Source organism: Streptomyces sp. NPDC006326 (genome assembly GCF_040612915.1).
Lineage (GTDB): Bacteria > Actinomycetota > Actinomycetes > Streptomycetales > Streptomycetaceae > Streptomyces.
In genome coordinates this window covers 1-21,675 of the sequence record NZ_JBEXRC010000076.1, presented here as the reverse complement: position 1 = coordinate 21,675, position 21,675 = coordinate 1, and the positions used below count along the sequence as shown (strand labels likewise).

The window sequence follows — 21,675 nt, the reverse complement described above, 5'->3', positions numbered from 1 at the left end:
TGGCCGAAGGCCATCGCGAAGCGACGCGAACGAAGAGAGCGCCCTTGACGGCCCGGACCGACACGGAAGGACAGTGGACTGACGGGACGCCCCCGAACCCCCTCCGACCCCGCCCCCGGGCATCCCGACCCCCGAAGCCCCCGCTCCACCTTCCGATGCCCGGCGCGGGTCCCGCCCCCCGGAGCCCCCGCCCGCCATCCCCCCCTACTCACCCCCCACCCCCCGAAGCCACCCCCGACGTGAGTATCTGCGCTCATGTGCCGGGCCCACCGCCGCAGTTGACTACGGTCCATGAACGAGCACCCCGCCCCGGACGCCTCGCCCGCCTCTACGCCCCCGCCCGACTCCCCCCAGGCCCCCCACCGCCGCGCCTTCGTCGCGCCACTCGTGTCCACGCTCGTGACGTTGCCGGCGGCCCTCGTATCGTTCTTCATCGTCGGGCTTTCGCCCATGGCCTGCGACTCCTGCAACGGCGCCGTCGCCGACCGGTTCGACGCCTCCTACGAGGTCGCCTTCTCGGTCTTCACCGCCGGCCTGCTGGTCGTCCTGGTCCTGCTGGTGGCCTGCTGGGCGCTCCCCTGGCAGCGGCGGAACGCCGCCCGGCGCGTCGTGCTCGCGCTGTGCGCGCCCGCCGCCGTGGTCCTGGACTACCTCGTGTTCGCCGCCCTCGTCGACTGGCCGTCCTGACGCCCGCGCCGAGCTGACGGACTCCTCCTCGCCCCCTCCGCCCCCGCCCTCACGCTCCCTACGCTCCCCCCATGGGCAGAGCGCAGCGAGTGAGACGGTGGCCTAGGGCCGGGGTGCGTGCCAGGGCCCTTGCCTGGGCCCTCGTCTGTTGGCGGTGCTGGCGCACCGGGCCCCCGCCCGGTGCCGCCCGCGTGTGGCCGTTGCGCTGACGGGCTCCGTCAGCGCGTCTCGCGCAGCCAGCCCGCGACCTCCGTCGCCCAGTACGTCAGGATCGTGTCCGCGCCGGCCCGCTTGATGCCCAGCAGGGTCTCCAGGATGGCGCGGTCGCGTTCGATCCAGCCCTTCTCCGCGGCCGCCTCGATCATCGCGAACTCGCCGCTGATCTGGTACGCCGCCACGGGCACGTCCACCGCCTGCGCGACGCGGTACAGGATGTCGAGGTAGGGGCCGGCCGGCTTGACCATCACCATGTCCGCGCCCTCCTCAAGGTCGAGGGCGAGCTCCTTCAGCGACTCGCGCGCGTTCGCCGGGTCCTGCTGGTACGTCTTGCGGTCGCCCTGCAGCGAGGAGGCGACGGCCTCCCGGAACGGACCGTAGAACGCGGACGAGTACTTCGCGGTGTAGGCGAGGATCGACACGTCCTCGTGGCCCGTCTCGTCGAGCGCGTCGCGGATGACGCCGACCTGGCCGTCCATCATCCCGCTCGGGCCGACCACGTGGACGCCCGCGTCCGCCTGGACCTGGGCCATCTCCGCGTACCGTTCCAGGGTCGCGTCGTTGTCGACACGGCCGTGCTCGTCCAGGACGCCGCAGTGGCCGTGGTCGGTGTACTCGTCCAGGCACAGGTCGGACATGATCACCAGCTCGTCGCCCACCTCCGCCTTCACGTCGCGGATGGCGACCTGCAGGATCCCGTCCGGCTCGGTGCCCGCGGTGCCCAGGGCGTCCTTGTTCTCGTCCGCCGGGACACCGAACAGCATGATCCCCGCGACGCCCGCCTCGACGGCCTCGACGGCGGCCTTGCGCAGCGTGTCCCGGGTGTGCTGGACCACGCCCGGCATGGCCGAGATGGCCAGGGGTTCGCTGATGCCCTCCCGTACGAAGGCCGGGAGGATCAGGTCCGAGGGGTGCAGCCGGGTCTCCGCGACCATCCGCCGCATCGCCGGTGTGGTGCGCAGCCGGCGGGGCCGCGAGCCGGGGAAGGATCCGTACGCGCTCATACTCAGTCGCCTCTTCGAGCCTGGACAGCAGTCGCCTCCAGCCTAGAGCCCGGGGGGTGCAGGGCCCGCAGCCCCCACGGCGAGCTCGCACCAGACCACCTTGCCGGGCCTGCGCGGGGCGACCCCCCACCGCTCGGCGAGCGCGGCCACCAGGAGCAGCCCCCGCCCGCCCTCCGCCCTCGGGTCCCGGTCCGCGATCCGCGGCCGGCCGCCCCCGCTGTCGGCCACCTCCACCCGGACCAGGCCTTCGAAGAGCAGCAGCCCAAGCCGGTAGGACCGGCCGGGCGGCACGCCGTGCAGCAGGGCGTTGGTCGCGAGCTCGCTCACGCAGAGCAACAGGTCGTCCCGGCGGTATGTGACACCCCATGCGTGAAGTGTCTCCGCTGCGAACTCCCTGGTGGAGCGGACCGATTGGCGGCTGCGGGGGAAGTACCGCTCGCGCAGCATGGCCGGATGGATTTCCACGTTCACGGGACGATGGTCGCGGTGCGTGACTAGCGTGGGCGAGACGAGCAACCCGTACTCCTTCACGAGTACGGGTTGGTACGGGTATCTCGCATGCGCACGCGGGGAGTTCACAGGTATGCCACCACGCAAGAGGCCCCGGCCCAACGAGACGGCGATGAAGATGGTCGGCGCGCTGGTCGCCGCGGCCCGAACCGCCAAGGGAATGACGCAGCGCGTCCTCGCCGAGGCGCTGCACGTCGACGTCGAGACCGTCGCCTCGATCGAGCAGGGCAGGCGCGTCCTGATGCCCAACGTCGCCGAGAAGATGGATCGCATCCTCGGGCTGCCCGACCTGCTGGCGGTCGCGGCGAACCGCCTCCCGGAGGTCGACATGGTTCCGGCCTGGGCGGAGGAGTACATGGAGCGCGAGGCGGAGGCCCTCGCCCTGTCCTGGTACGACACCCTCACCGTGCCGGGCCTGCTCCAGACCGAGAGCTACGCCCGGGCCGTGCTCGGCTGCCGCGTCCCCTTCGTCGGCGAGGAGAAGATAGAGCGGCAGACCGCCCACCGCATCCAGCGCCAGAAGATCCTCACCCGCCCGGTCCCGCCGACCCTCAGCTTCATCGTCTGGGAGGCGGCCCTGCGGGACCGCATCGGCGGCACCGAGGTCTACCGCGAGCAATTGCGTCACCTGCGCGCCTGCGCGGACCGGCCGACCGTCTCCCTCCAGGTGCTCCCCCTGGGCGTCACCGCCCACGCGGGCCTCGACGGCCCCTTCATCCTGTTGGAAACCCCCGAGTTCCAGCACCTCGCCTACTCCGAAACCCAGCGCGGCAGCTTCCTCGTACGCGACCCGAACGAGGTCAGCATCCTGACTCAGAAATATGCGATGCTGCGGTCACAGGCCCTCAACTTCGCGGAGACGAAGGACCTGTTGGACCGGTTGCTAGGAGAGTCATGAGCACCCCACTGAAGTGGTTCAAGTCCAGCTACAGCGGCGACGAGGGCGGCCAGTGCCTGGAAGTGGCCTACGCCTGGCGGAAGTCCTCCTACAGCGGCAGCGAAGGCGGCGCCTGCGTCGAGGTCGCCACCTGCCCCGCCGACGGGGTCCACGTCCGCGACTCCAAGGTCGCCGACGGGCCGACCCTCACCCTCGCCCCCGCCGCCTGGGCGGGCCTGACGCGCTGGGTCGGCCGCTAGAGCCACCGGCCGCTGCGGCGGTGGTCGTGCTCGTGCTGGGGGCCCAGGGGGCCCACCCGCTCGTACGCTTCCCGCGTGCGCGGGTCGCCGCGCCGGGCGAGGCCGTACGCGCCCTCCAGGCGTAGCTCCTGGTCCTCCTCCGCGAGCAGCGCCACCAGCGCCTCCGCAGCCTCCGGCGTGCGGTCGTCGCCCGCGGCCAGGACGGCCCCGGCCGTGGCCCGTACGGCGGGGTCCGGGTCGCGGAGCAGACCGAGGACCACCGCCCGGATCTCCGGCGTGGCGCCCCGCTCGCGGCCGAGCCTGCCCCCCGCGTGCCCACGCACCTCCGGGTCCGGATCACCGGCCAGGGCGAACAGCGCGGCGGTGGCCTCCGGTGTCAGCGGGGCGTCGAAGAGGTACGGCACCTCCCGCCGCACCCGGGGGTTCGGGTGCCCCGCGTACCGCAGAGCGAGGGGTTCGTCGTACCCCTCGCCCGAGACGGTGTCGAGGACCACGGCGAGCACCCCGCCGTCCGTCTCCTCCACCGCCCAGGCCTTGAGGAGGCGGGCCTCCTCGTCTTGGTACGGGTTCACTCCGTGGCTCACCGACACGGCCCTGTCCCTGGTCTGCAGGTACTCGACCACGAACCGGCGGTGGCCGGGCGACGGATGGTGCCGGAAGGCCACCACCGCCGACCAGGTCTCCCTGTCGCCGCGCTCCACGAGCCACCAGCAGGAAGCGGACCAGTCCACATGGCAGACATCGGGGTGCCGGACGGCCCGGGCCACCAGCTCCTCCACCGGCGTCAGGATCCCGAAGGCCAGCTCCAGCTCGGTCAGGACGGCCCCGTGACCCGCCCGGACCGTCACTCCGCCGAGCGCCACCTGCTCGACATCACACCACTCCTCCTCGACGGACGACCACTCCGCCGGCCCCGTGGCCCCCGTACGGCTGCGCAGTTCCTCCTCCGCCCCCGTCTCGTACCAGTGGCGGGCCGCCACGAGCAGCCGCTCGCGCTGCGCCACCGACAGGCGCAGCACCTCTCCGCGGACCGCCCGGACCGTCGCAGGGGAGCCGCCCTCGACGGCGCGCAGCAGCGGGGTCGTGCCGTCCGGCAGCAACCGGTCCGGATCGGCGCCTGCCTTCACGAGGGCCGCGACGGTCTCGTGCGCGAACGCGGCCACCGCCGTGCACAGGACGGGTACGCCGTCCGCGTCCATCGCGTCGGGATCGGCTCCGGCCCCCAGCAGGGCCTCGGCGATTCCGTCCTTGCGTGAGGCCACCGCCGCGTACAGCACCGGCAGCCCGTACTCGTCGGCCGCGTCGGGGTTCCCACCCGGCCCCAGCAGGGCGTGTACCTCCCGGAGGTTCCCCGCCCGTACCGCCGCCACCAGCCGCGCGTCCCCGTCCGTCATCCGCTCCCCCGTCGGCACACCTCGTAGGGGGGTGATCCTTTCGGGACTCCGACCCGCCGCACAACGGGATGACGAAGACGCGAGGGGCCCGGGTGCGTGTGCACCCGGGCCCCTCGACCGTTGCTCCGGACCGCGTGCGGCCGCCTAAGCCGCTCAGGTGGTGCGCCGCCTGCGTGCGCCCGGGCGGCGCTCGCTCGGACGGGACACCGGGTCGCCGGCCTCCTTGGCCGCCTCGCGGCGGGCCGCGCCGTACTCGGCCAGCGCCTCCGCCAGCTTCGACACCGAGGGCTCCGGCGACAGGACGTCGACCCGCAGGCCGTGCTCCTCCGCCGTCTTCGCCGTGGCCGGGCCGATGCACGCGATGACGGTGACGTTGTGGGGCTTCCCGGCGATGCCCACCAGGTTGCGCACCGTGCTCGACGACGTGAAGAGAACGGCGTCGAAGCCGCCGCCCTTGATCGCCTCGCGGGTGTCCGCGGGCGGCGGCGACGCGCGCACGGTGCGGTAGGCGGTGACGTCGTCGACCTCCCACCCGAGCTCTATCAGGCCCGCGACCAGCGTCTCGGTAGCGATGTCGGCGCGCGGCAGGAAGACGCGGTCGATCGGGTCGAAGACCGGGTCGTAGGGTGGCCAGTCCTCCAGCAGTCCGGCGGCCGACTGTTCCCCGCTGGGGACCAGGTCGGGCTTCACGCCGAACTCGACCAGAGCGGCCGCGGTCTGCTCGCCCACGGCCGCGACCTTGATCCCGGCGAAGGCGCGGGCGTCGAGCCCGTACTCCTCGAACTTCTCGCGCACGGCCTTGACGGCGTTCACCGAGGTGAAGGCGATCCACTCGTAGCGTCCGGTGACGAGGCCCTTGACGGCCCGCTCCATCTGCTGCGGGGTACGCGGCGGCTCCACGGCGATGGTCGGCACCTCGTGGGGCACCGCACCGTACGAACGCAGCTGGTCGGAGAGCGAAGCGGCCTGCTCCTTGGTGCGCGGTACGAGGACCCGCCAGCCGAACAGCGGCTTCGACTCGAACCAGGCCAGCTCCTCGCGGCGCGCGGCGGCGCCCTGCTCACCGACCACGGCTATCACCGGGCGGGCGCCCTCGGGGGAGGGGAGCACCTTGCCCTGCTTGAAGACCTGGGCGATGGTGCCGAGGGTGGCGTTCCAGGTGCGCTGGCGGGTCGTGGTGCCGGCCACCGTCACCGTGAGTGGGGTCTCGGGCTTGCGCCCGGCGGCGACCAGCTCGGCGGCGGCGCCGGGCACCGTCTCCAGGGTCGCGGAGACGACGACGGTGCCGTCGCTGGCGCCGACCTCGCTCCAGCAGCGCTGCGAGGCGTTGCGGGCGTCCACGAACCGTACGTCCGCGCCCTCCTCGCCGCGCAGGGGCACACCGGCGTACGCGGGCACGCCGACGGCGGTCGCGACGCCGGGCACCACCTCGAAGGGGATGCCTTCGGTGGCGCAGGCGAGCATCTCGGCGGCCGCGTTGCCGTCGAGTCCGGGGTCTCCGGTGACGGCTCGGACGACCCGCCTGCCGGAGCGCGCGGCCTCCATGACAAGATTGGCCGCATCCCGGATCACCGGCAGTCCGGCGGCCGCTGACGCTTCGTCAGCGATCGTCAGCTGTGGCGTGTCGACGCCCGTGCGCGCATGGGTACGCACGACGTCGAGCACGTCGGGCTCCGCGATGAGCACGTCGGCGGCGCCGAGCGCCTCGACGGCGCGCAGCGTCAGCAGACCCGGGTCGCCGGGGCCGGCACCGAGGAAGGTGACGTGTCCGTGGGCGGCGACGGCCGGACAGGCGGAGGTGGTCGGACGTGAGGGGTTCAAAGCGATCGCTCCCCCATCAGACCGGCCGCGCCCTTGGCCAGCATCTCGTCCGCGAGTTCGCGGCCGAGCGCCATGGCCTCGTCGTACGACTGGGGCACGGGACCGGTGGTGGACAGCTGCACGAGCGTCGAGCCGTCGAGGGTTCCGACGACGCCGCGCAGGCGCATTTCATTGACAATCTGCCCGTCGGCCAGAAGGTCGGCGAGCGCGCCCACGGGTGCACTGCAGCCGGCCTCCAGGGCGGCGAGCAGGGAACGCTCCGCGGTCACGGCGGCCCGGGTGAACGGGTCGTCGAGCTCGCCGAGCGCGGCCACGAGCTCCGCGTCGGACGCGAGGCACTCGACCGCCAGGGCCCCCTGGCCGGGGGCCGGCAGCACGTTGTCGACCGACAGGTAGTCGGTCACCTCCGCGCTGCGGCCGATCCGGTTCAGTCCCGCGGCGGCGAGCACGACGGCGTCCAGCTCTCCGTCGTGGACGAATCCGATGCGGGTGTCGACATTCCCCCGAATGGCGACGGTCTCGATGCGCTTGCCGAGGGCCTGCGCGTAGTGGTTGAGCTGTGCCGTCCGGCGCGGCGAGCCGGTGCCGATCCGCGCTCCGTCGGGCAGCTGCTCGAAGGTCAGGCCGTCCCGGGCGACGAGGGCGTCGCGGGGGTCCTCGCGCCGCGGCATGGCCGCGATCACGAGTTCCCCGGGCTGTGCGGTCGGCAGGTCCTTCAGCGAGTGGACGGCGAAGTCGACCTCTCCGCGCAGGAGCGCGTCGCGCAGGGCGGTGACGAAGACGCCGGTGCCGCCGATCTGCGCGAGGTTCTCCCGGGAGACGTCGCCGTAGGTCGTGATCTCCACGAGCTCGACGGGCCGGCCGGTGATCGCCCGTACCGCGTCGGCGACGTGGCCGGACTGGGACATGGCCAGCTTGCTGCGTCGCGTGCCGAGCCGGAGAGGCTGGTCGAGACGTGGATTCATGATGCCCGTCCTGAGTCGTGGTTCTGTTCGGCCTGGCCGGCCGTGTCCGCATCGGCCCTGCTGACGGAGGCCACCGTCTGCGGGTCGAGGTCGAAGAGTTCGCGCAGCGCCTCGGCGTAGCCGGCGCCGCCGGGTTCGCTCGCGAGCTGCTTGACGCGCACGGTCGGCGCGTGGAGGAGCTTGTCGACGACGCGGCGTACGGTCTGGGTGACCTCGGCGCGCTGTCGGTCGTCCAGGTCCGGCAGCCGTCCGTCGAGCCGGGCCACTTCCATGGCGACGACCTCGGCGGCCATCGCGCGCAGGGCGACGACGGTCGGCGTGATGTGGGCGGCCCGCTGGGCCGCCCCGAAGGCCGCGACCTCTTCGGCGACGATGGCGCGTACGGCGTCCACGTCGGCCGCCATCGGCGCGTCGGCGGAGGCCTCGGCGAGGGATTCGATGTCGACGAGCCGTACGCCGGGGATGCGGTGCACGGCGGCGTCGATGTCGCGCGGCATGGCGAGGTCCAGCAGCGCGAGGCGTACGGGGGCCGCGTCGACCTGGCTGCGCGCACTCCTGCGGGGCTGGCGCTGTGCGGCTGCTTCGCCCTGGTCGGCCCAGGTGCCGTGCAGTTCGAGGGAGTTGGCGTCGACGCCGGTCAGCGCGGAGCGCCCGTCACCGGCCGGCACCTCGACGGGGCACCCGTCGCGGTCGGCTCCGGCGGTGATGACCCGCGTGGCTCCGGCGTCCACGAGCCGTCCGCCCGCCCGGGCGGCGGCGACGAGCCGGGCGACGACCTCCGGGTCGAGTCCGAGGGCCTGCGGCGTGCCGGTTCCGGCCGACGGCCCGGGCTGCGGCGCGGGGTCCGCGGCGGGGGCGAGCTGGGCGGGCGCGGCGGACACGGCCTGGGCCACGTCCTCCGCCGTCAGCACCAGTCCGGTGGCGCCCGTGCAGGACACCACCACGTCGGCACGTGTCAGTTCGTCCGCGACCGAGGCCATCGCAACGGCGCGGGCCGTCACCCCAGTGCCTGAGGCAACCAGAATCTCAGCCAAACGCTCCGCCCGCTCCGCGGTCCGGTTGGCGACCGCGATCTCGGCGACGCCGACGCGGGCGAGCGTGGCGGCGGCCAGCGAGGACATCGACCCGGCTCCGATCACCAGCGCCCGCTTGCCGGCGGCCCACGCGTCCACCGGTTCCCGCCCGGCGGTGAGCTGCTCCAGCCCGAAGGTCACCAGGGACTGTCCGGCCCGGTCGATGCCGGTCTCGGAGTGCGCCCGCTTGCCGACCCGCAGCGCCTGCTGGAAGAGGTCGTTGATCAGCCGGCCGGCCGTGTGGAGCTCCTGCCCCAGCGCCAGCGCGTCCTTGATCTGGCCGAGGATCTGGCCCTCGCCGATCACCATGGAGTCCAGCCCGCACGCCACCGAGAAGAGGTGGTGGACGGCCCGGTCCTCGTAGTGCACGTACAGGTAGGGGGTGAGCTCTTCCAGGGCCACCCCGCTGTGCTGGGCGAGCAGCGTCGACAGCTCGGCCACACCGGCGTGGAACTTGTCCACGTCCGCGTACAGCTCGATGCGGTTGCACGTGGCGAGCACCGCCGCCTCCGTCGCCGGCTCGGCGGCGAGGGTGTCGTGCAGCAGCTTGACCTTGGCGTCGGCGGACAGGGAGGCGCGCTCCAGCACGCTCACGGGGGCGCTGCGGTGGCTCAGCCCTACGACCAGCAGGCTCATGCCGGCATCACCGCCGGGACGTCGCCCTCGGGGCCGCCCTTGCGCACGGCGGCGGCCTGCGCGGCCGCGGTGGCGGCGGCGGGCGGGACGGTGGTCGCGGCGGGGGCGACGGCCTCGTCGGCGGTCGCGGCTTCCTCGCCGGCCTTGCGCTGCTCGTGGAAGGCCAGGATCTGCAGCTCGATCGACAGGTCGACCTTGCGCACGTCGACGCCGTCCGGCACCGACAGCACGGTCGGCGCGAAGTTCAGGATGGAGGTGACACCGGCGGCGATCAGCCGCTCGCTGACCTGCTGGGCCGCCCCGGCGGGCGTCGCGATGACGCCGATCGAGACACCGTTCTCCTCGATGATCTTCTCAAGGTCGTCGGTGTGCTGGACGGGCATGCCCGCGACCGGCTTGCCGGCCATCGCCGGGTCGGCGTCGATCAGGGCCGCGACGCGGAAGCCGCGGGAGGCGAAGCCGCCGTAGTTGGCGAGGGCCGCGCCGAGGTTTCCGATGCCGACGATGACGACCGGCCAGTCCTGGGTCAGGCCGAGTTCGCGGGAGATCTGGTAGACGAGGTACTCGACGTCGTAGCCGACGCCGCGCGTACCGTACGAACCGAGGTAGGAGAAGTCCTTGCGCAGCTTGGCGGAGTTCACTCCGGCGGCCGCCGCGAGCTCCTCCGAGGACACCGTGGGCACCGATCGCTCGGAGAGCGCGGTGAGTGCGCGCAAGTACAGCGGAAGCCGGGCGACAGTGGCCTCGGGAATACCTCGGCTGCGGGTCGCCGGTCGGTGAGTTCGGCCAGTTGCCACGATGCTCCTGCGGGATGAGCGGGGCTGCAGGCGGTCACTTGTCCCAAGACCGCCCCGTCGACAGCAGGCTATGTCTTTGTGAACGCGTGCACAAAGATTGTGTCCGCTTTGTCCGCGCAAAGTGACCGGGGTCACGCGGTCCGGGTGCACAGGACGGGAACGCACAACACGCCGAACCCGTTCAAATCCCGAGGGGGGCAAAACGGTACACACTCCTCATCGATACGCCCCCGAGACCCCACAAATCGCCCACGATGGTAACCGCCCGCCGGGTCAGCCCTCCAACGCCCGCCGGAGCCGGTCCGGGTTCACCCTCCAGAAGGTGTGCTGCTCGCCGTCCACCAGGACCACCGGGATCTGCTCCCAGTACAGGCGGTACAGCTCCGCGTCCTGCGTGATGTCCTTCTTCTCCCACGGCGCGCCGACCTCGGCACAGACCTCCTCGATCACCGCCTCCGCGTCATCGCACAGGTGGCACCCCGGCTTCCCCACGAGCGTGACCATGCGCTCGCCGGGACGCTTCTTTTCCTTACGCCGCAGCAGACTCATGCCCCCATTCTCCCGCGCCGCCCCGTCACACCAGCGCCCCGAAGAGTTCACGCGGCCGCACCCCATCGGTGCGGGAACTCCCGAACACAGTGGCTATGCTCGCGTCATGGCCGCTCTGGGATGGCTCACCCCCCGTAGGCGCTCCGCGACCGCGCGGAGCGTGCTTGCAGGCGAGGCCTCTGCCGAGGCCGCCCGCAAGACCGCGCAGCTCCTGGAGGCGGAGGCACCCGCGCCGCAGCCGCCCGCCGAACCCGAGTTCCCGGTCGCCGGCGACGACCTCGCCGCCGCCTTCTTCGACCTCGACAACACCGTCATGCAGGGCGCCGCGATCTTCCACTTCGGCCGCGGCCTGTACAAGCGCGAATTCTTCGACCGCCGCGAACTCGCCCGCTTCGCCTGGCAGCAGGCCTGGTTCCGGCTCGCCGGCGTCGAGGACCCCGAGCACATGCAGGACGCCCGCGACAGCGCCCTGTCCATCGTCAAGGGCCACAAGGTCTCCGAACTCATGGCCATCGGCGAGGAGATCTACGACGAGTACATGGCCGAGCGGATCTGGCCCGGCACCCGCGCCCTCGCCCAGGCCCACCTCGACGCCGGCCAGAAGGTATGGCTCGTCACCGCCGCCCCCGTCGAGACGGCCACGATCATCGCCCGCCGCCTCGGCCTGACCGGCGCGCTCGGCACCGTCGCCGAGTCCGTTGACGGCATCTACACCGGCCGCCTCGTCGGCGAGCCGCTGCACGGCCCCGCGAAGGCCGAGGCGGTCCGCGCCCTGGCCGCCGCCGAGGGCCTGGACCTCGAACGCTGCGCGGCGTACTCCGATTCGCACAACGACATTCCGATGCTGTCGCTGGTCGGGCATCCGTACGCGATCAATCCCGACACAAAACTGCGCAAGCATGCCCGCGCCCACGACTGGCGGCTGCGCGACTATCGCACCGGCCGCAAGGCCGTGAAGGTCGGCGTCCCGGCCGCCGCCGGGGTCGGCGCGATCGCCGGCGGTGCGGCCGCCGCCATCGCGCTGCACCGCCGCCGCAAGTAACCCCACCACCCCTCTTCCGGCCGCCGCCTGCGCCGCAGCGGCCCCCTGCGCCGACCTGCGCCGCCCCGCCCCCGGGGCCCCCGCCGCGGCGGACTCCGCCGCGCCCCGCCCCCGGACCGCCGGACGGACCCGTACGCCTGCTCCACTCGGTCGCGAGCCAACGTGGAAGCGTCCATTCCGCGTACCCAACCGATCAGGAATCGATCACCAACTGCGACCGAATATGCCTTCGACACGCAACAGAAGTGTCGGAACCGGTGATTTGAGCAACTGGGTGTAGTGCTGCCTGTACGAAGCGTTATTCTCCTCAAACGCATGCCACCGGCCATCTGTCGCCACGACGGGTGAACGGTCCCGCACTGCACGTGATGGAAGCTCTGCCTCTGGGAGTCCCGTGTACCCACCTGTCGGGGTTGACGCCTCGGGCCTGGCTACGCTGCGCGCAACGGTCCTCGACCACCTGCGCGGCTTCGTCCCCACCGCGTACGCCGTCCCCGCCTTCGCCGCCGCGGTCCCTGCCGGCCTCGGCCCGGCCGGTCCTTGCTATGCCCTGACCGATGGCGGAGCGACGGTGGGCAGACGCGGTCGTACGGGAGGAGGCGCCGGCGCCACGGCCACCGGCACGAGCGCGCCCGCCGCCCGCCGCCCCACCGCGGACAGCGACCAGGCCCGCATGATGGACCTGGTCGAGCGCGCACAGGCCGGCGAGGCCGACGCCTTCGGCCGGCTCTACGACCAGTACAGCGACACGGTCTACCGCTACATCTACTACCGCGTCGGCGGCAAGGCGACCGCGGAGGACCTCACCAGCGAGACGTTCCTGCGCGCCCTGCGCCGCATCTCCACCTTCACCTGGCAGGGCCGCGACTTCGGGGCCTGGCTCGTGACGATCGCCCGCAACCTGGTGGCCGACCACTTCAAGTCGAGCCGGTTCCGCCTCGAAGTGACCACGGGCGAAATGCTGGACGCCAACGAGGTGGAACGGTCCCCCGAGGACTCGGTCCTGGAGTCCCTCTCCAACGCCGCCCTGCTGGAAGCCGTACGCAAGCTCAATCCCCAGCAGCAGGAGTGCGTGACCCTGCGCTTCCTCCAGGGCCTGTCGGTCGCCGAGACCGCACGGGTGATGGGGAAGAACGAGGGCGCCATCAAGACGCTCCAGTACCGGGCGGTGCGCACCCTGGCCCGCCTGCTCCCGGACGACGCCCGCTGACCCCGCCCCCCTGGCCCACCGCCGGCCCCGACACCCCTCCCCCACACCTCCCGTCTCTTCCCCTCATCCACAACCGGTGACCCCTCGATGACGCTGTGGTCCGATCATCCTTCGTCCGTAACCCAAGTGCCGCGCCGCTCGTTGTGCGGAATGCAGGCTCCCTGTGGACACGCCCTGCCCGAAGCCGCTCACTCGAAAGGGTGGATGTGCTCAAGGAAGGCAACCTTCCGGACACCTTGGGGAGTCGATCGTCATGACGAGAGGAGGTGCCGCCAGTGATCGCGAACGTGACTCCGCACCGGCGGGCGAACGCCTTCGCCCAGGCCCTGGAGGATCGGACCCCGTCCGACCCTTCGGAACCGGACTCGGCGGCCGAGCAGTCCGAGGCACCTGCCGAATCTGCCGACCACGAGCGGCTGTTGGCCCTGGCGAGCGTGCTCGGCGAAAGAATGCCGCGCCCGGTGCTGGACCCCGAGGTCAAAGTGGTGCAGCGAGCGCAGCTCGTGGCCGCCATGGAGGCCATGGTGAGGGAAGAGAGGGCCGGGGGCGGTGCCGCTGCGGACCCTCAGGTGCCCGAGCAGCGGACCGGCCGCGGCGCCCACCGGGCGACCTCGCTCCGGAAATTGCGGCCCCGCTCCCGCTGGTCCAAGGGCATCGCAGCGGGCGGCCTCACCGTAGGTGTGGCCGCGGGGGCCTTCAGCGGCGTGGCCGCTGCCAGCACGGACGCCCTGCCGGGTGACTCCCTGTACCCCATCAAGCGGGGCATGGAGGACCTCAAGCTCGGGATGGCCGACGAGGACGCGGACCGGGGCGAGCTCTATCTCGACCAGGCCTCGAACCGGCTGTCGGAGGCCCGTCGGCTGATGGAGCGCGGCCGGACCGGCGTACTGGACCACGAGTCGCTCGGCGCGATCCGCCGGGCCCTCGCGGGCATGAGCCACGACGCGGCCGAGGGGCACCGCCTGCTCCAGGCCGCGTACGAACGGGACGGCTCGCTCGGCCCGATCCAGACGCTGTCCACGTTCTCCCGCTCGCACCGCGACGCCTGGGGCCGGCTCCGCCAGAAGCTCCCGGCGCAGCTCACCGACGTGGGCGGAGAGGTCGAGTCGGTCTTCCAGGCCATAGACGAAGACGTGGCGCCGCTGCAGGGCCTGCTGCCCAAGGCGCCGGAACAGGCGCGCAGTACGGGGGGTACCCCGGCCACGCCGAGTGCTCCCGCCGCCCCTCAGCAGTCCGCCCCAGCGGCGGGCGCGCCGTCGTCCAGCGCCACCCCGCCCCCGGCGACCGGAGCCAAGCCGTCCACGGCGCCCGGCGGCCTGCTGGGCGGCGCGGGAGACCTGCTGCACCCGCCAGGCAGCCAGGGCACCCCGGCGCCCTCGGCCTCCCCGGCCGCACCGCAGCCGGACATCACCCTGCCGCCGCTCCTCCCGGGACTCCTCCCGGGCCTGGGCATCAAGGCGGAGGACGCCGAGTAGGCACGCGGACGGCCGTCGGCCCTTCGGCCCCCCGCACGGGGACCGAAGGGCCGACGGGCTGTGGCGCCGACGGGCTGCGGCTCAGAAAAACACCGACCGGCGCTGCACCAGCAGCTTGTACAGGGTGTGCTGGATCTGCTCCCGCACCTCGTCGGTCAGGTTGAACATCAGCATCGGGTCCTCCGCCGCCTCCGGCGGATACCCGTCCGTAGGGATCGGCTTGCCGAACTGGATCGTCCACTTCGTCGGCAGCGGCACCGCCCCGAGCGGCCCCAGCCACGGGAACGTCGGCGTGATCGGGAAGTACGGAACCCCCAGCAGCCGCGCCAGCGTCTTCGCGTTGCCGACCATCGGGTAGATCTCCTCCGCCCCCACGATCGAGCACGGCACGATCGGCGTGCCCGCCCGCAGCGCCGTGGACACGAACCCGCCGCGGCCGAACCGCTGGAGCTTGTACCGGTCTCCGAACGGCTTCCCTATCCCCTTGAAGCCCTCCGGCATCACCCCGACCAGTTCCCCGGCCTCCAGCAGCCGCTGGGCGTCCTCCGCACACGCCAGCGTGTGCCCCGCCTTGCGCGCCAGCTCGTTCACCACCGGCAGCATGAACACCAGATCGGCCGCCAGCAGCCGCAGGTGACGCTCCGCCGGATGCCGGTCGTGCACCGCCACCTGCATCATCAGCCCGTCCAGCGGCAGCGTCCCCGAGTGGTTCGCCACGATCAGCGCCCCACCCTCGGCCGGGACGTTCTCGATGCCCCTGACCTCGACCCGGAAGTACTTGTCGAACAAAGGCCGCATCAAGGACATCAGGACCTGGTCCGTCAGCTCCTTGTCGTAGCCGAAGTCGTCGACCTCGTAGTCCCCGGTGATCCGCCGCCGCAGGAAGGCCAGCCCGCCGGCCAGCCGCCGCTCCCAACCCGGCCCGGGCTCCCCGCCCGAAGGCTCCACCGCGGGCTCCGCGGCTGCCGCCGCCGGCTCGGCGGCCTGCACCGCCGACCCCTGGGCCGGCACCGCCCGTACCTTCCGGGACCCGGGGCCCCGCCTGCGCGGCCGGTCCTCGTCGAACGGAATGACCTTGGCGTCCGCCACTATCGCTGCGCTCCCTCTCCGGCCTCTACGGCTCCGGCTCCGGCACCCTCGACGTCCAGGCCGTCCACATTCAGCACGGCCGCCACCCGGTCCACGGCCCGGCCCATCCGCTCCGGCGGCAGCAGCCCACCGCCCCGGCTGCGCGCGAAGTCGGCGAAGGTCTCGGCCGTCGTGTACATGGGCTTGAATCCCAGCACGTCCCGCATCTGCGCGGTCTCCACGACCCGCCCGTGCGTGAGGAGTCTGATCTGTTCCGGGGAGAAATCGGTGACCCCCACCGCCCGCAGCGCCGAACCCACCCACGTCACCGCGGGCAACACCAGCGGCACCGTCGGCCGCCCCAGCCGTCGCGCGCACTGGGACAGCAGCAGCACGCCGTCACCCGCGATGTTGAACGTCCCGCTGTTCAGCGTTCCCCGCCGGGGCTCCTGCGCCGCCAGCCGCAGCACGTCCATCACATCGTCCTCGTGCACGAACTGCAGGCGCGGGTCATAACCCAGCACCGTCGGCATGACCCGCATCGAGAAGTACTCGGCGAGCGCGGAGTCCGCGTACGGCCCCAGGATGTTCGCGAACCGCAGTACGCACACCGCCACGTCCGGCCGTCTTCGCGCGAAGCCCCGCACGTACGCCTCGACCTCGACGGCGTCCTTCGCGAAGCCGCCCGACGGCAGCGACTTGGGCTGCGTGGTCTCCGTGAACACGGCCGGGTCCCGCGAGGCGCCCCCGTACACACTCGTACTGGACTTCACCACCAGCCGCCGTACCGTCGGCGACTTCTGGCACGCCCCCAGCAGCTGCATCGTCCCGATGACGTTGGTCTCCTTGACGGCGCTCCCGCTGCCGCCCGGCCCCGCACCACTGCCGGTGACCGCCAGATGGACCACCGTGTCGACCGCGTGCTCGGCCAGCACCCGGGCGATGGACGACTGCCTGATGTCCATACGGACGAACTCGGCCGATCCGAGCCGGTGCGGCGGCGGGGCCGCATCGACCGCGATGACCCGTTCGACCTCCGGATCACGCTGGACACGCCGCACGAAGCGGCCTCCAAGCTGCCGGGCTGCCCCGGTCACGAGCACGACCTTCCCCACGAGCTCAGTGCCTTCCTCGTCGCCCTCCGCCAACCCCGCCTACACCGCAGCCCCTCCACCAGGATGGTGGAGGGGCTGCGGAGAACACGTACAGCTGCCGTTTACTTCTTGTTACGGCGCTGGACGCGGGTGCGCTTGAGCAGCTTGCGGTGCTTCTTCTTGGCCATCCGCTTACGCCGCTTCTTGATAACAGAGCCCACGACTACCCTCGCTCACTTCTCGGAACATCCCCGCGCCAGCGGGGATCGGTGCGGGGCGTCTGGGCCCACACGACCTACGTCGGCCTAGCCTACCCGCCCGAGCTCTCAGCCTGTAATCCGAGGGGATCGGAGAGTTTGCCGGAGCGTCAGTCTCAGGCCGATTCCACCCCCACATAGGACTCTCGGAGGTACTCGTGAACCGCGTTCTCGGGGACCCGGAAGGACCGGCCCACCCGGATCGCGGGCAGATGGCCGTTGTGCACCAGGCGGTACACGGTCATCTTCGACACTCGCATCACCGAGGCGACCTCCGCCACGGTCAGGAACTGAACCTCGGAAAGAGGCCTCTCGCCAGCAGCCATGACACACCTTGACCTTCCGCGCATGACGGGCACCGGCTTCCCCTCCGGTTACTCCTCGTCGTCGCACGCTCACTCCCCAGAGTAGGGGCGTGTGATACGAGTGGGGAAGAGGAGCTACGGCCACTCCTGCGCGCCGGTCAGACGCGCCCGGTCCAGTACATAGCGCGTGAGCGGAAGGTAGTAGTCCGCGCGCACCGCGTCATCAACCGGAACGGCCACCGACACCCGCCCCTCCGCCTCCCCGACGAACAGCGCAGGGTCGTCCGTATCCGCCAGCCCGATCGCCTCCACACCGAGCTGACCTGCACCGCAGACCCAACCGTGATCCCCCACCACCAGTTCCGGCAGCGGCCCGCCGGCCTCTGCGAGGGCCCCCAGGGCGATCCGAACCGGCAGCGGCGAGTGGGTGTGCGCGCCGGTGGCACTCCCCGGCGGGCGCGCGCCGCCTTCCCGCACCAGCGCGACCCCCCGTACGTAATCGAGGCTGTGCCTGCGTACGCCGAACCGGGTCGCCATGTCGACACCGGCCCCCTGCGCCGGGGTGAGGACATCACATCCCGCCGCCGACAGGGCCCCGGCCAAACTGGCGTAGAACTCCAGGAGACGGTGCGGGTGACCCGTCCCGAACAGTACGGGCGCCCTCGCCCGGGCCGCCTCCCCCAGGCGCGCCGCGAACGCCTCCAACGCCTCCAGCGTCCGCTCCGGGTCGATCACGTCCGGGCCGCTGACGTGCGCCGGATCGGCCGAGACCCCGCACTTCTGCGCCATCAGCCCCAGCAGCTCACCCTCGCCCCACCCCCACTCCGGCTCCAGCCCCAGCAGCACCCGTGGATCCCGCGCCGCGAACAGCCGGTAGCTGCGCAGGCTCTCCTCGCGGGAGGTCGCGACGGGCCCGGCCAACCGGGCGGCCAGCAGATGCGCACGTAACGCGCCGGTGCTCAACACCCTTCCGATGCTGCCAAACCGGACCTGTCGGCTCATCAATTACGCCGAACCGCCCCACACTTGGCGTAACGATGCTGCACGGCCGGGCGCGGCCGCCCGGCAGCGGATCAGGTGAGCAGGCCCCGCAGCGGGAACACGGCCCGGCGGGTCGCCAGTACGGCCTGATCGACCGGATCGGCCGGATCGTAGCCCGCCTCCCAGTCCCGCCAGTCGGCGCTCCGCCCGTCCGTCATCCTGGCCGGCGCCGGCTGCCGGGTCCGCGCGTACACCTGGTCCCGCCACGCCTCCGGCACCGGCGACGCCGGGTCGACGGGCCGGTGCGCCGCGATCCCCACCAGATGCGTCCAGGACCGCGGCACGACGTCCACCACCGCGTACCCGCCGCCGCCCAGCGCCAGCCACCTGCCGTCCGCGTACTCGTGCGCGAGCCGGTGACAGGCCTCCTGCACCGCCCGCTGCGCGTCCAGCGACACCGCCAGGTGCGCCAGCGGATCCTCGACGTGCGTGTCGGCCCCGTGCTGCGTCACCAGCACCTGGGGCCGGAAGTCGGCCAACAGCTCCGGCACCGTGGCGTGGAAGGCCCGGAGCCAGCCCGCGTCCCCCGTGCCGGCCGGCAGCGCCACGTTCACCGCCGAGCCCTCGGCGGCCGGGCCGCCCGTCTCCTGCGGCCAGCCGGTCTGCGGGAACAGCGTCCTCGGATGCTCGTGCAGGGAGACGGTGAGCACCCGAGGGTCGTCCCAGAACGCCGCCTGGACCCCGTCCCCGTGGTGCACGTCCACATCCACGTACGCGACCCGCTCGGCCCCCAGCTCCAGCAGCCGCGCGATCGCCAGCGCCGCGTCGTTGTACACGCAGAACCCGGAGGCACCGCCCGGCATCGCGTGGTGCAGGCCGCCCGCGAAGTTCACGGCGTGCCCGGCCTCCCCGGCCCAGACCGCCTCGGCGCCCGCCACCGACTGGCCCGCGATCAGCGCGGAGGCCTCGTGCATCCCGGGGAAGGCCGGATCGTCCATGGTGCCGAGCCCGTACGAACCGTCGGCCGCACCGGGGTCGGCGGACACCTCCCGCACCGCGGCGACGTAGTCCTCCCGGTGGACGAGCCGCAGCGTGGAATCCCCCGCCGGACGGGCCGCCCGTACCTCCATCTCCCGGTCCAGCCCGAAGGCGCGTACCAGGCCCATGGTCAGTGCCAGGCGCACCGGATCCATCGGATGGCTCGGTCCGAAGTCATACCTCGTTACCGCCTCGTCCCACATCAACAGCCCGGTCACCGGCTCGCCGCTCATGCCCGACACCGTATCGGGCGTGGTCCGCGCCGAACGAGCGGGCGTGGATCAGTGTCACCAGCACCAGGGCCATCGGCACCAGCATCGCTCCCCGGTAGCTCCAGGCGTCCCCGATCCCGCCCACGAGCGGCGACCCGATCAGGAAGCCGACGTAGTTGAAGATGTTCAGCCGGGCGACGGCCGTGTCCGACGCCGCCGGGAACAGCCGCCCGGCTGCCGCGAAGGTCTGCGGCACGATCACGCACAGCCCGAACCCCAACAGCGTGAACCCCGCCATCCCCCACCAGGCCCCGGGCGCCGCCGCGACGACCGCGAACCCTCCGGCGGCCACCAGCGTCCCGATCCGCACGACGGCCACCGCCCCGAACCGCCGCACCCCGAAGTCCCCGACGGCCCGGCCCAGCAGCGTGGTCACCATGTAGACGTTGTAGGGGACGGTCGACAGCTGCTCCGAACTGCCCAGCACGTCCTGGAGGTACTTGGCGCTCCAGTTGGAGACCGTCGAGTCCCCGATGTACGCCGCCGCCATCACCAGGCACAGCGGCAGCAGCAACCGGAACCCGCCGGCCCCGAGCCCCTTCTCCTGCGCCTCCTCCTGCCCGGTGCCGGCACCGGCACCGGCCTGCTGGTCGACGTACGACCGGCTCCCGTACAGGGCGAGCGGCAGCAGGACGACCACCGCCGGCAGGTACGAGGTGAAGAGGTCGAGGTGCCAGTGCGCCCCGGCCCAGGCGGCCGAAGCCCCGAGGATCCCGCCGAGGCTGTACGCGGCGTGGAAGCCGAGCATGATGCTGCGCCCGTACGCCCGCTGGAGGCTGACCCCGAGCATGTTCATGGAGGCGTCGAGCGCCCCGACGGACAACCCGAACACCCCCAGCGCCAAGGCCGCGTGCCACATCTGCTGCCCGGCTCCGACGCCCAGCAGGGACAGCAGGACGAGCGGCTGCGCCCAGCGCAGGACGGTGCTCGGGGCGATGCGTTGGACGAGGTGCTCGGTGGCGACGCTGGCGGCTCCGGCGAGGACCGGCACGGCGGCGAGGAAGGCGGGCAGCAGCCCGTCGGATATGCCGTACCGGTCCTGGATGGCGGGGATCCGGGTGACGAGGAGGGCGAAGGTCACGCCCTGCACGAAGAAACTGAACCCCAGGGAGCCGCGCCCGCGGCGCAACCGCACGTCGTCTGTCATGGCGGCACAGCGTAGGCCCGCTCCTTACCGGTGGGTAGAGATCTCACACACCGAGTTCCAGCAGGCCCGGCAGCTCCTTCATCTCGCCGAACAGCCGGTCGGCAGCGCCCAGCCGGGCGGCCGGCGTCATGGCCGTGAAGCCGTACACGTCCATCCCGGCGGCGACGGCGGCCTGCACGCCGAGCGGGCTGTCCTCGATCACCACGCACCGCGCGGGCTCGACCCCCAGGGTGCGGGCGGCGTGCAGGAACAGATCGGGCGCCGGCTTCCCCTTGCCCACGTCCTCCGCGCTGAAGAGCCGCCCCTCCTCGAACCACTGCGCCAGCCCGGCGGCCCGGTGCCCGGCCCGTATCCGGCGGTGGCTGGAGGAGGACGCCACGCAGTACGGCATCCCGCGCTCCTGCAACAGCCGTAGTACGTCGGCGATGCCGGCGACGGGCTGCAACTCCCGCTCGAACCCGGCGAGGGTGCGGTCCAGCAGCGTCTGGTTGAACTCCGCGGGCAACCTCCGCCCGGTCCGCTCGTGCACGAGGTCGTGCACCCGGTGCACGGACGACCCCATGTAGTCCCGCAGGGAGTCCTCGTAGGACGTCGGGAACCCCAACTCGGTCAGGTACCCGGCAAGGATGGTGTTGGCCAGCGGCTCACTGTCCACCAGCACGCCGTCGTTGTCGAAGATGACGAGGTCATAGCCCATGGGAGAAACCTAAAGGAGGACAGGATGGCCGACCTCAGCCCCGAGCAGGTGCGCCGCGTACAGCATTTCGCGGAGCCGCTCGCGGAGTTGGCCGAGCACCAGGAAGACCGGTGGAAGGTGGAGACCACCGACGGTCGGATCTCCCTCACGATGACGAGCCCCACGCCTCACAGGGGGCTCAACCTGGTCCGGCTGCACGGCCTGTGGGCCGTGAACGCAGAAAAGCCCCGCACCAGATACCTGGTGCGGGGCTTCCCGCAATGATTGTTCGGCGGCGTCCTACTCTCCCACAGGGTCCCC

At 72.2% G+C, this 21,675-nt stretch carries 23 protein-coding genes; 7 read left to right on the top strand and 16 right to left on the bottom strand.

Annotation, left to right across the window (positions count from 1 at the left end; all coding sequences use genetic code 11):
* The first annotated feature begins 291 nt into the window (after positions 1-291).
* The gene (locus ABZ128_RS33920) at positions 292-687 is read left to right on the top strand and encodes a hypothetical protein (RefSeq protein WP_356853544.1); all 396 of its coding nucleotides are present in this window, start codon (positions 292-294) and stop codon (positions 685-687) included.
* Between the two features lie 218 nt (positions 688-905).
* Here ABZ128_RS33920 and hemB read toward each other — a convergent pair whose 3' ends face one another.
* Positions 906-1,907: a porphobilinogen synthase gene (gene hemB / locus ABZ128_RS33915; protein WP_356853543.1), complete on the bottom strand. Its 1,002-nt coding sequence runs from the start codon at positions 1,905-1,907 to the stop codon at positions 906-908.
* A 42-nt stretch (positions 1,908-1,949) separates the two neighbouring features.
* Entirely contained in the window at positions 1,950-2,354 is a 405-nt protein-coding gene (locus ABZ128_RS33910; protein ID WP_356853547.1) for an ATP-binding protein, read from the bottom strand.
* 136 nt (positions 2,355-2,490) lie between these two features.
* Here ABZ128_RS33910 and ABZ128_RS33905 point away from each other — a divergent pair, with 136 nt between their 5' ends.
* Together ABZ128_RS33905 and ABZ128_RS33900 are read left to right on the top strand one after the other, a co-directional pair.
* Positions 2,491-3,315 carry a Scr1 family TA system antitoxin-like transcriptional regulator gene (locus ABZ128_RS33905; RefSeq protein ID WP_356853541.1) on the top strand — a complete coding sequence of 275 codons (825 nt, stop codon included), beginning with the start codon at positions 2,491-2,493 and terminating at the stop codon, positions 3,313-3,315.
* The gene (locus tag ABZ128_RS33900; RefSeq protein ID WP_356853539.1) at positions 3,312-3,554 is read left to right on the top strand and encodes a DUF397 domain-containing protein; all 243 of its coding nucleotides are present in this window, start codon (positions 3,312-3,314) and stop codon (positions 3,552-3,554) included. The genes ABZ128_RS33905 and ABZ128_RS33900 overlap by 4 nt, the downstream gene beginning before the upstream one ends.
* Here the strand turns inward: ABZ128_RS33900 and ABZ128_RS33895 are convergent.
* The 6 genes from ABZ128_RS33895 to ABZ128_RS33870 all read right to left on the bottom strand — a co-directional run bounded on the left by ABZ128_RS33895 (position 3,551) and on the right by ABZ128_RS33870 (position 10,789).
* A complete protein-coding gene (locus ABZ128_RS33895) occupies positions 3,551-4,948 on the bottom strand; it encodes a HEAT repeat domain-containing protein (RefSeq protein WP_356853537.1) in 1,398 nt (465 codons plus the stop codon). The two genes, ABZ128_RS33900 and ABZ128_RS33895, sit on opposite strands and share 4 nt — an antisense overlap.
* A 153-nt stretch (positions 4,949-5,101) precedes the next feature.
* Positions 5,102-6,769, bottom strand: a complete 1,668-nt coding sequence (locus ABZ128_RS33890; protein ID WP_356853536.1) for a bifunctional uroporphyrinogen-III C-methyltransferase/uroporphyrinogen-III synthase — start codon at positions 6,767-6,769, stop codon at positions 5,102-5,104.
* Entirely contained in the window at positions 6,766-7,734 is a 969-nt protein-coding gene (gene hemC / locus ABZ128_RS33885; RefSeq protein ID WP_356853534.1) for a hydroxymethylbilane synthase, read from the bottom strand. The genes ABZ128_RS33890 and hemC overlap by 4 nt, the downstream gene beginning before the upstream one ends.
* On the bottom strand, positions 7,731-9,443 hold the full coding sequence (locus ABZ128_RS33880) for a glutamyl-tRNA reductase (RefSeq protein ID WP_356853533.1): 1,713 nt from the start codon (positions 9,441-9,443) through the stop codon (positions 7,731-7,733). The genes hemC and ABZ128_RS33880 overlap by 4 nt, the downstream gene beginning before the upstream one ends.
* Positions 9,440-10,240 (bottom strand): redox-sensing transcriptional repressor Rex, encoded by an 801-nt coding sequence (locus ABZ128_RS33875; RefSeq protein ID WP_356853531.1) that lies wholly within the window; start codon positions 10,238-10,240, stop codon positions 9,440-9,442. Before ABZ128_RS33875 ends, ABZ128_RS33880 begins: the two co-directional genes overlap by 4 nt.
* Positions 10,241-10,513: 273 nt before the next feature.
* Positions 10,514-10,789, bottom strand: coding sequence for a glutaredoxin family protein (locus ABZ128_RS33870; RefSeq protein ID WP_356853529.1), 276 nt, complete (start codon positions 10,787-10,789; stop codon positions 10,514-10,516).
* 106 nt (positions 10,790-10,895) lie between these two features.
* Between ABZ128_RS33870 and ABZ128_RS33865 the strand changes: the two genes are divergently transcribed.
* From ABZ128_RS33865 to ABZ128_RS33855, 3 genes are all read left to right on the top strand, one after another.
* Entirely contained in the window at positions 10,896-11,831 is a 936-nt protein-coding gene (locus ABZ128_RS33865) for an HAD-IB family hydrolase (protein ID WP_356853528.1), read from the top strand.
* Positions 11,832-12,225: 394 nt separating this feature from the next.
* The gene (locus tag ABZ128_RS33860; protein ID WP_356853527.1) at positions 12,226-13,041 is read left to right on the top strand and encodes an ECF subfamily RNA polymerase sigma factor, BldN family; all 816 of its coding nucleotides are present in this window, start codon (positions 12,226-12,228) and stop codon (positions 13,039-13,041) included.
* A gap of 275 nt (positions 13,042-13,316) precedes the next feature.
* A complete protein-coding gene (locus ABZ128_RS33855) occupies positions 13,317-14,516 on the top strand; it encodes a DUF5667 domain-containing protein (protein ID WP_356853526.1) in 1,200 nt (399 codons plus the stop codon).
* 81 nt (positions 14,517-14,597) lie between these two features.
* Here the strand turns inward: ABZ128_RS33855 and ABZ128_RS33850 are convergent, their stop codons facing one another.
* The 8 genes from ABZ128_RS33850 to ABZ128_RS33815 all read right to left on the bottom strand — a co-directional run bounded on the left by ABZ128_RS33850 (position 14,598) and on the right by ABZ128_RS33815 (position 21,375).
* The gene (locus tag ABZ128_RS33850) at positions 14,598-15,605 is read right to left on the bottom strand and encodes a lysophospholipid acyltransferase family protein (protein ID WP_356853525.1); all 1,008 of its coding nucleotides are present in this window, start codon (positions 15,603-15,605) and stop codon (positions 14,598-14,600) included.
* Positions 15,605-16,699 carry an NAD-dependent epimerase/dehydratase family protein gene (locus ABZ128_RS33845; protein WP_356853524.1) on the bottom strand — a complete coding sequence of 365 codons (1,095 nt, stop codon included), beginning with the start codon at positions 16,697-16,699 and terminating at the stop codon, positions 15,605-15,607. Before ABZ128_RS33845 ends, ABZ128_RS33850 begins: the two co-directional genes overlap by 1 nt.
* Positions 16,700-16,800: 101 nt before the next feature.
* Complete coding sequence (locus ABZ128_RS33840; RefSeq protein ID WP_003948845.1) at positions 16,801-16,899, bottom strand: AURKAIP1/COX24 domain-containing protein; 99 nt, start codon at positions 16,897-16,899, stop codon at positions 16,801-16,803.
* Positions 16,900-17,051: 152 nt separating this feature from the next.
* Entirely contained in the window at positions 17,052-17,261 is a 210-nt protein-coding gene (locus ABZ128_RS33835) for a helix-turn-helix domain-containing protein (RefSeq protein ID WP_008738568.1), read from the bottom strand.
* Positions 17,262-17,375: 114 nt separating this feature from the next.
* Positions 17,376-18,206 carry a phosphatase gene (locus ABZ128_RS33830; RefSeq protein WP_356853522.1) on the bottom strand — a complete coding sequence of 277 codons (831 nt, stop codon included), beginning with the start codon at positions 18,204-18,206 and terminating at the stop codon, positions 17,376-17,378.
* A gap of 107 nt (positions 18,207-18,313) precedes the next feature.
* Positions 18,314-19,462, bottom strand: a complete 1,149-nt coding sequence (locus ABZ128_RS33825) for an acetoin utilization protein AcuC (RefSeq protein ID WP_356853545.1) — start codon at positions 19,460-19,462, stop codon at positions 18,314-18,316.
* On the bottom strand, positions 19,434-20,678 hold the full coding sequence (locus ABZ128_RS33820) for an MFS transporter (RefSeq protein WP_356853521.1): 1,245 nt from the start codon (positions 20,676-20,678) through the stop codon (positions 19,434-19,436). The genes ABZ128_RS33825 and ABZ128_RS33820 overlap by 29 nt, the downstream gene beginning before the upstream one ends.
* A gap of 43 nt (positions 20,679-20,721) precedes the next feature.
* Positions 20,722-21,375: an HAD family hydrolase gene (locus ABZ128_RS33815; protein ID WP_356853519.1), complete on the bottom strand. Its 654-nt coding sequence runs from the start codon at positions 21,373-21,375 to the stop codon at positions 20,722-20,724.
* A 24-nt stretch (positions 21,376-21,399) separates the two neighbouring features.
* On the opposite strand from ABZ128_RS33815, the gene ABZ128_RS33810 reads away from it, so the two are divergent.
* Entirely contained in the window at positions 21,400-21,639 is a 240-nt protein-coding gene (locus tag ABZ128_RS33810; RefSeq protein WP_356853517.1) for a hypothetical protein, read from the top strand.
* The last annotated feature ends 36 nt before the right edge of the window (positions 21,640-21,675 follow it).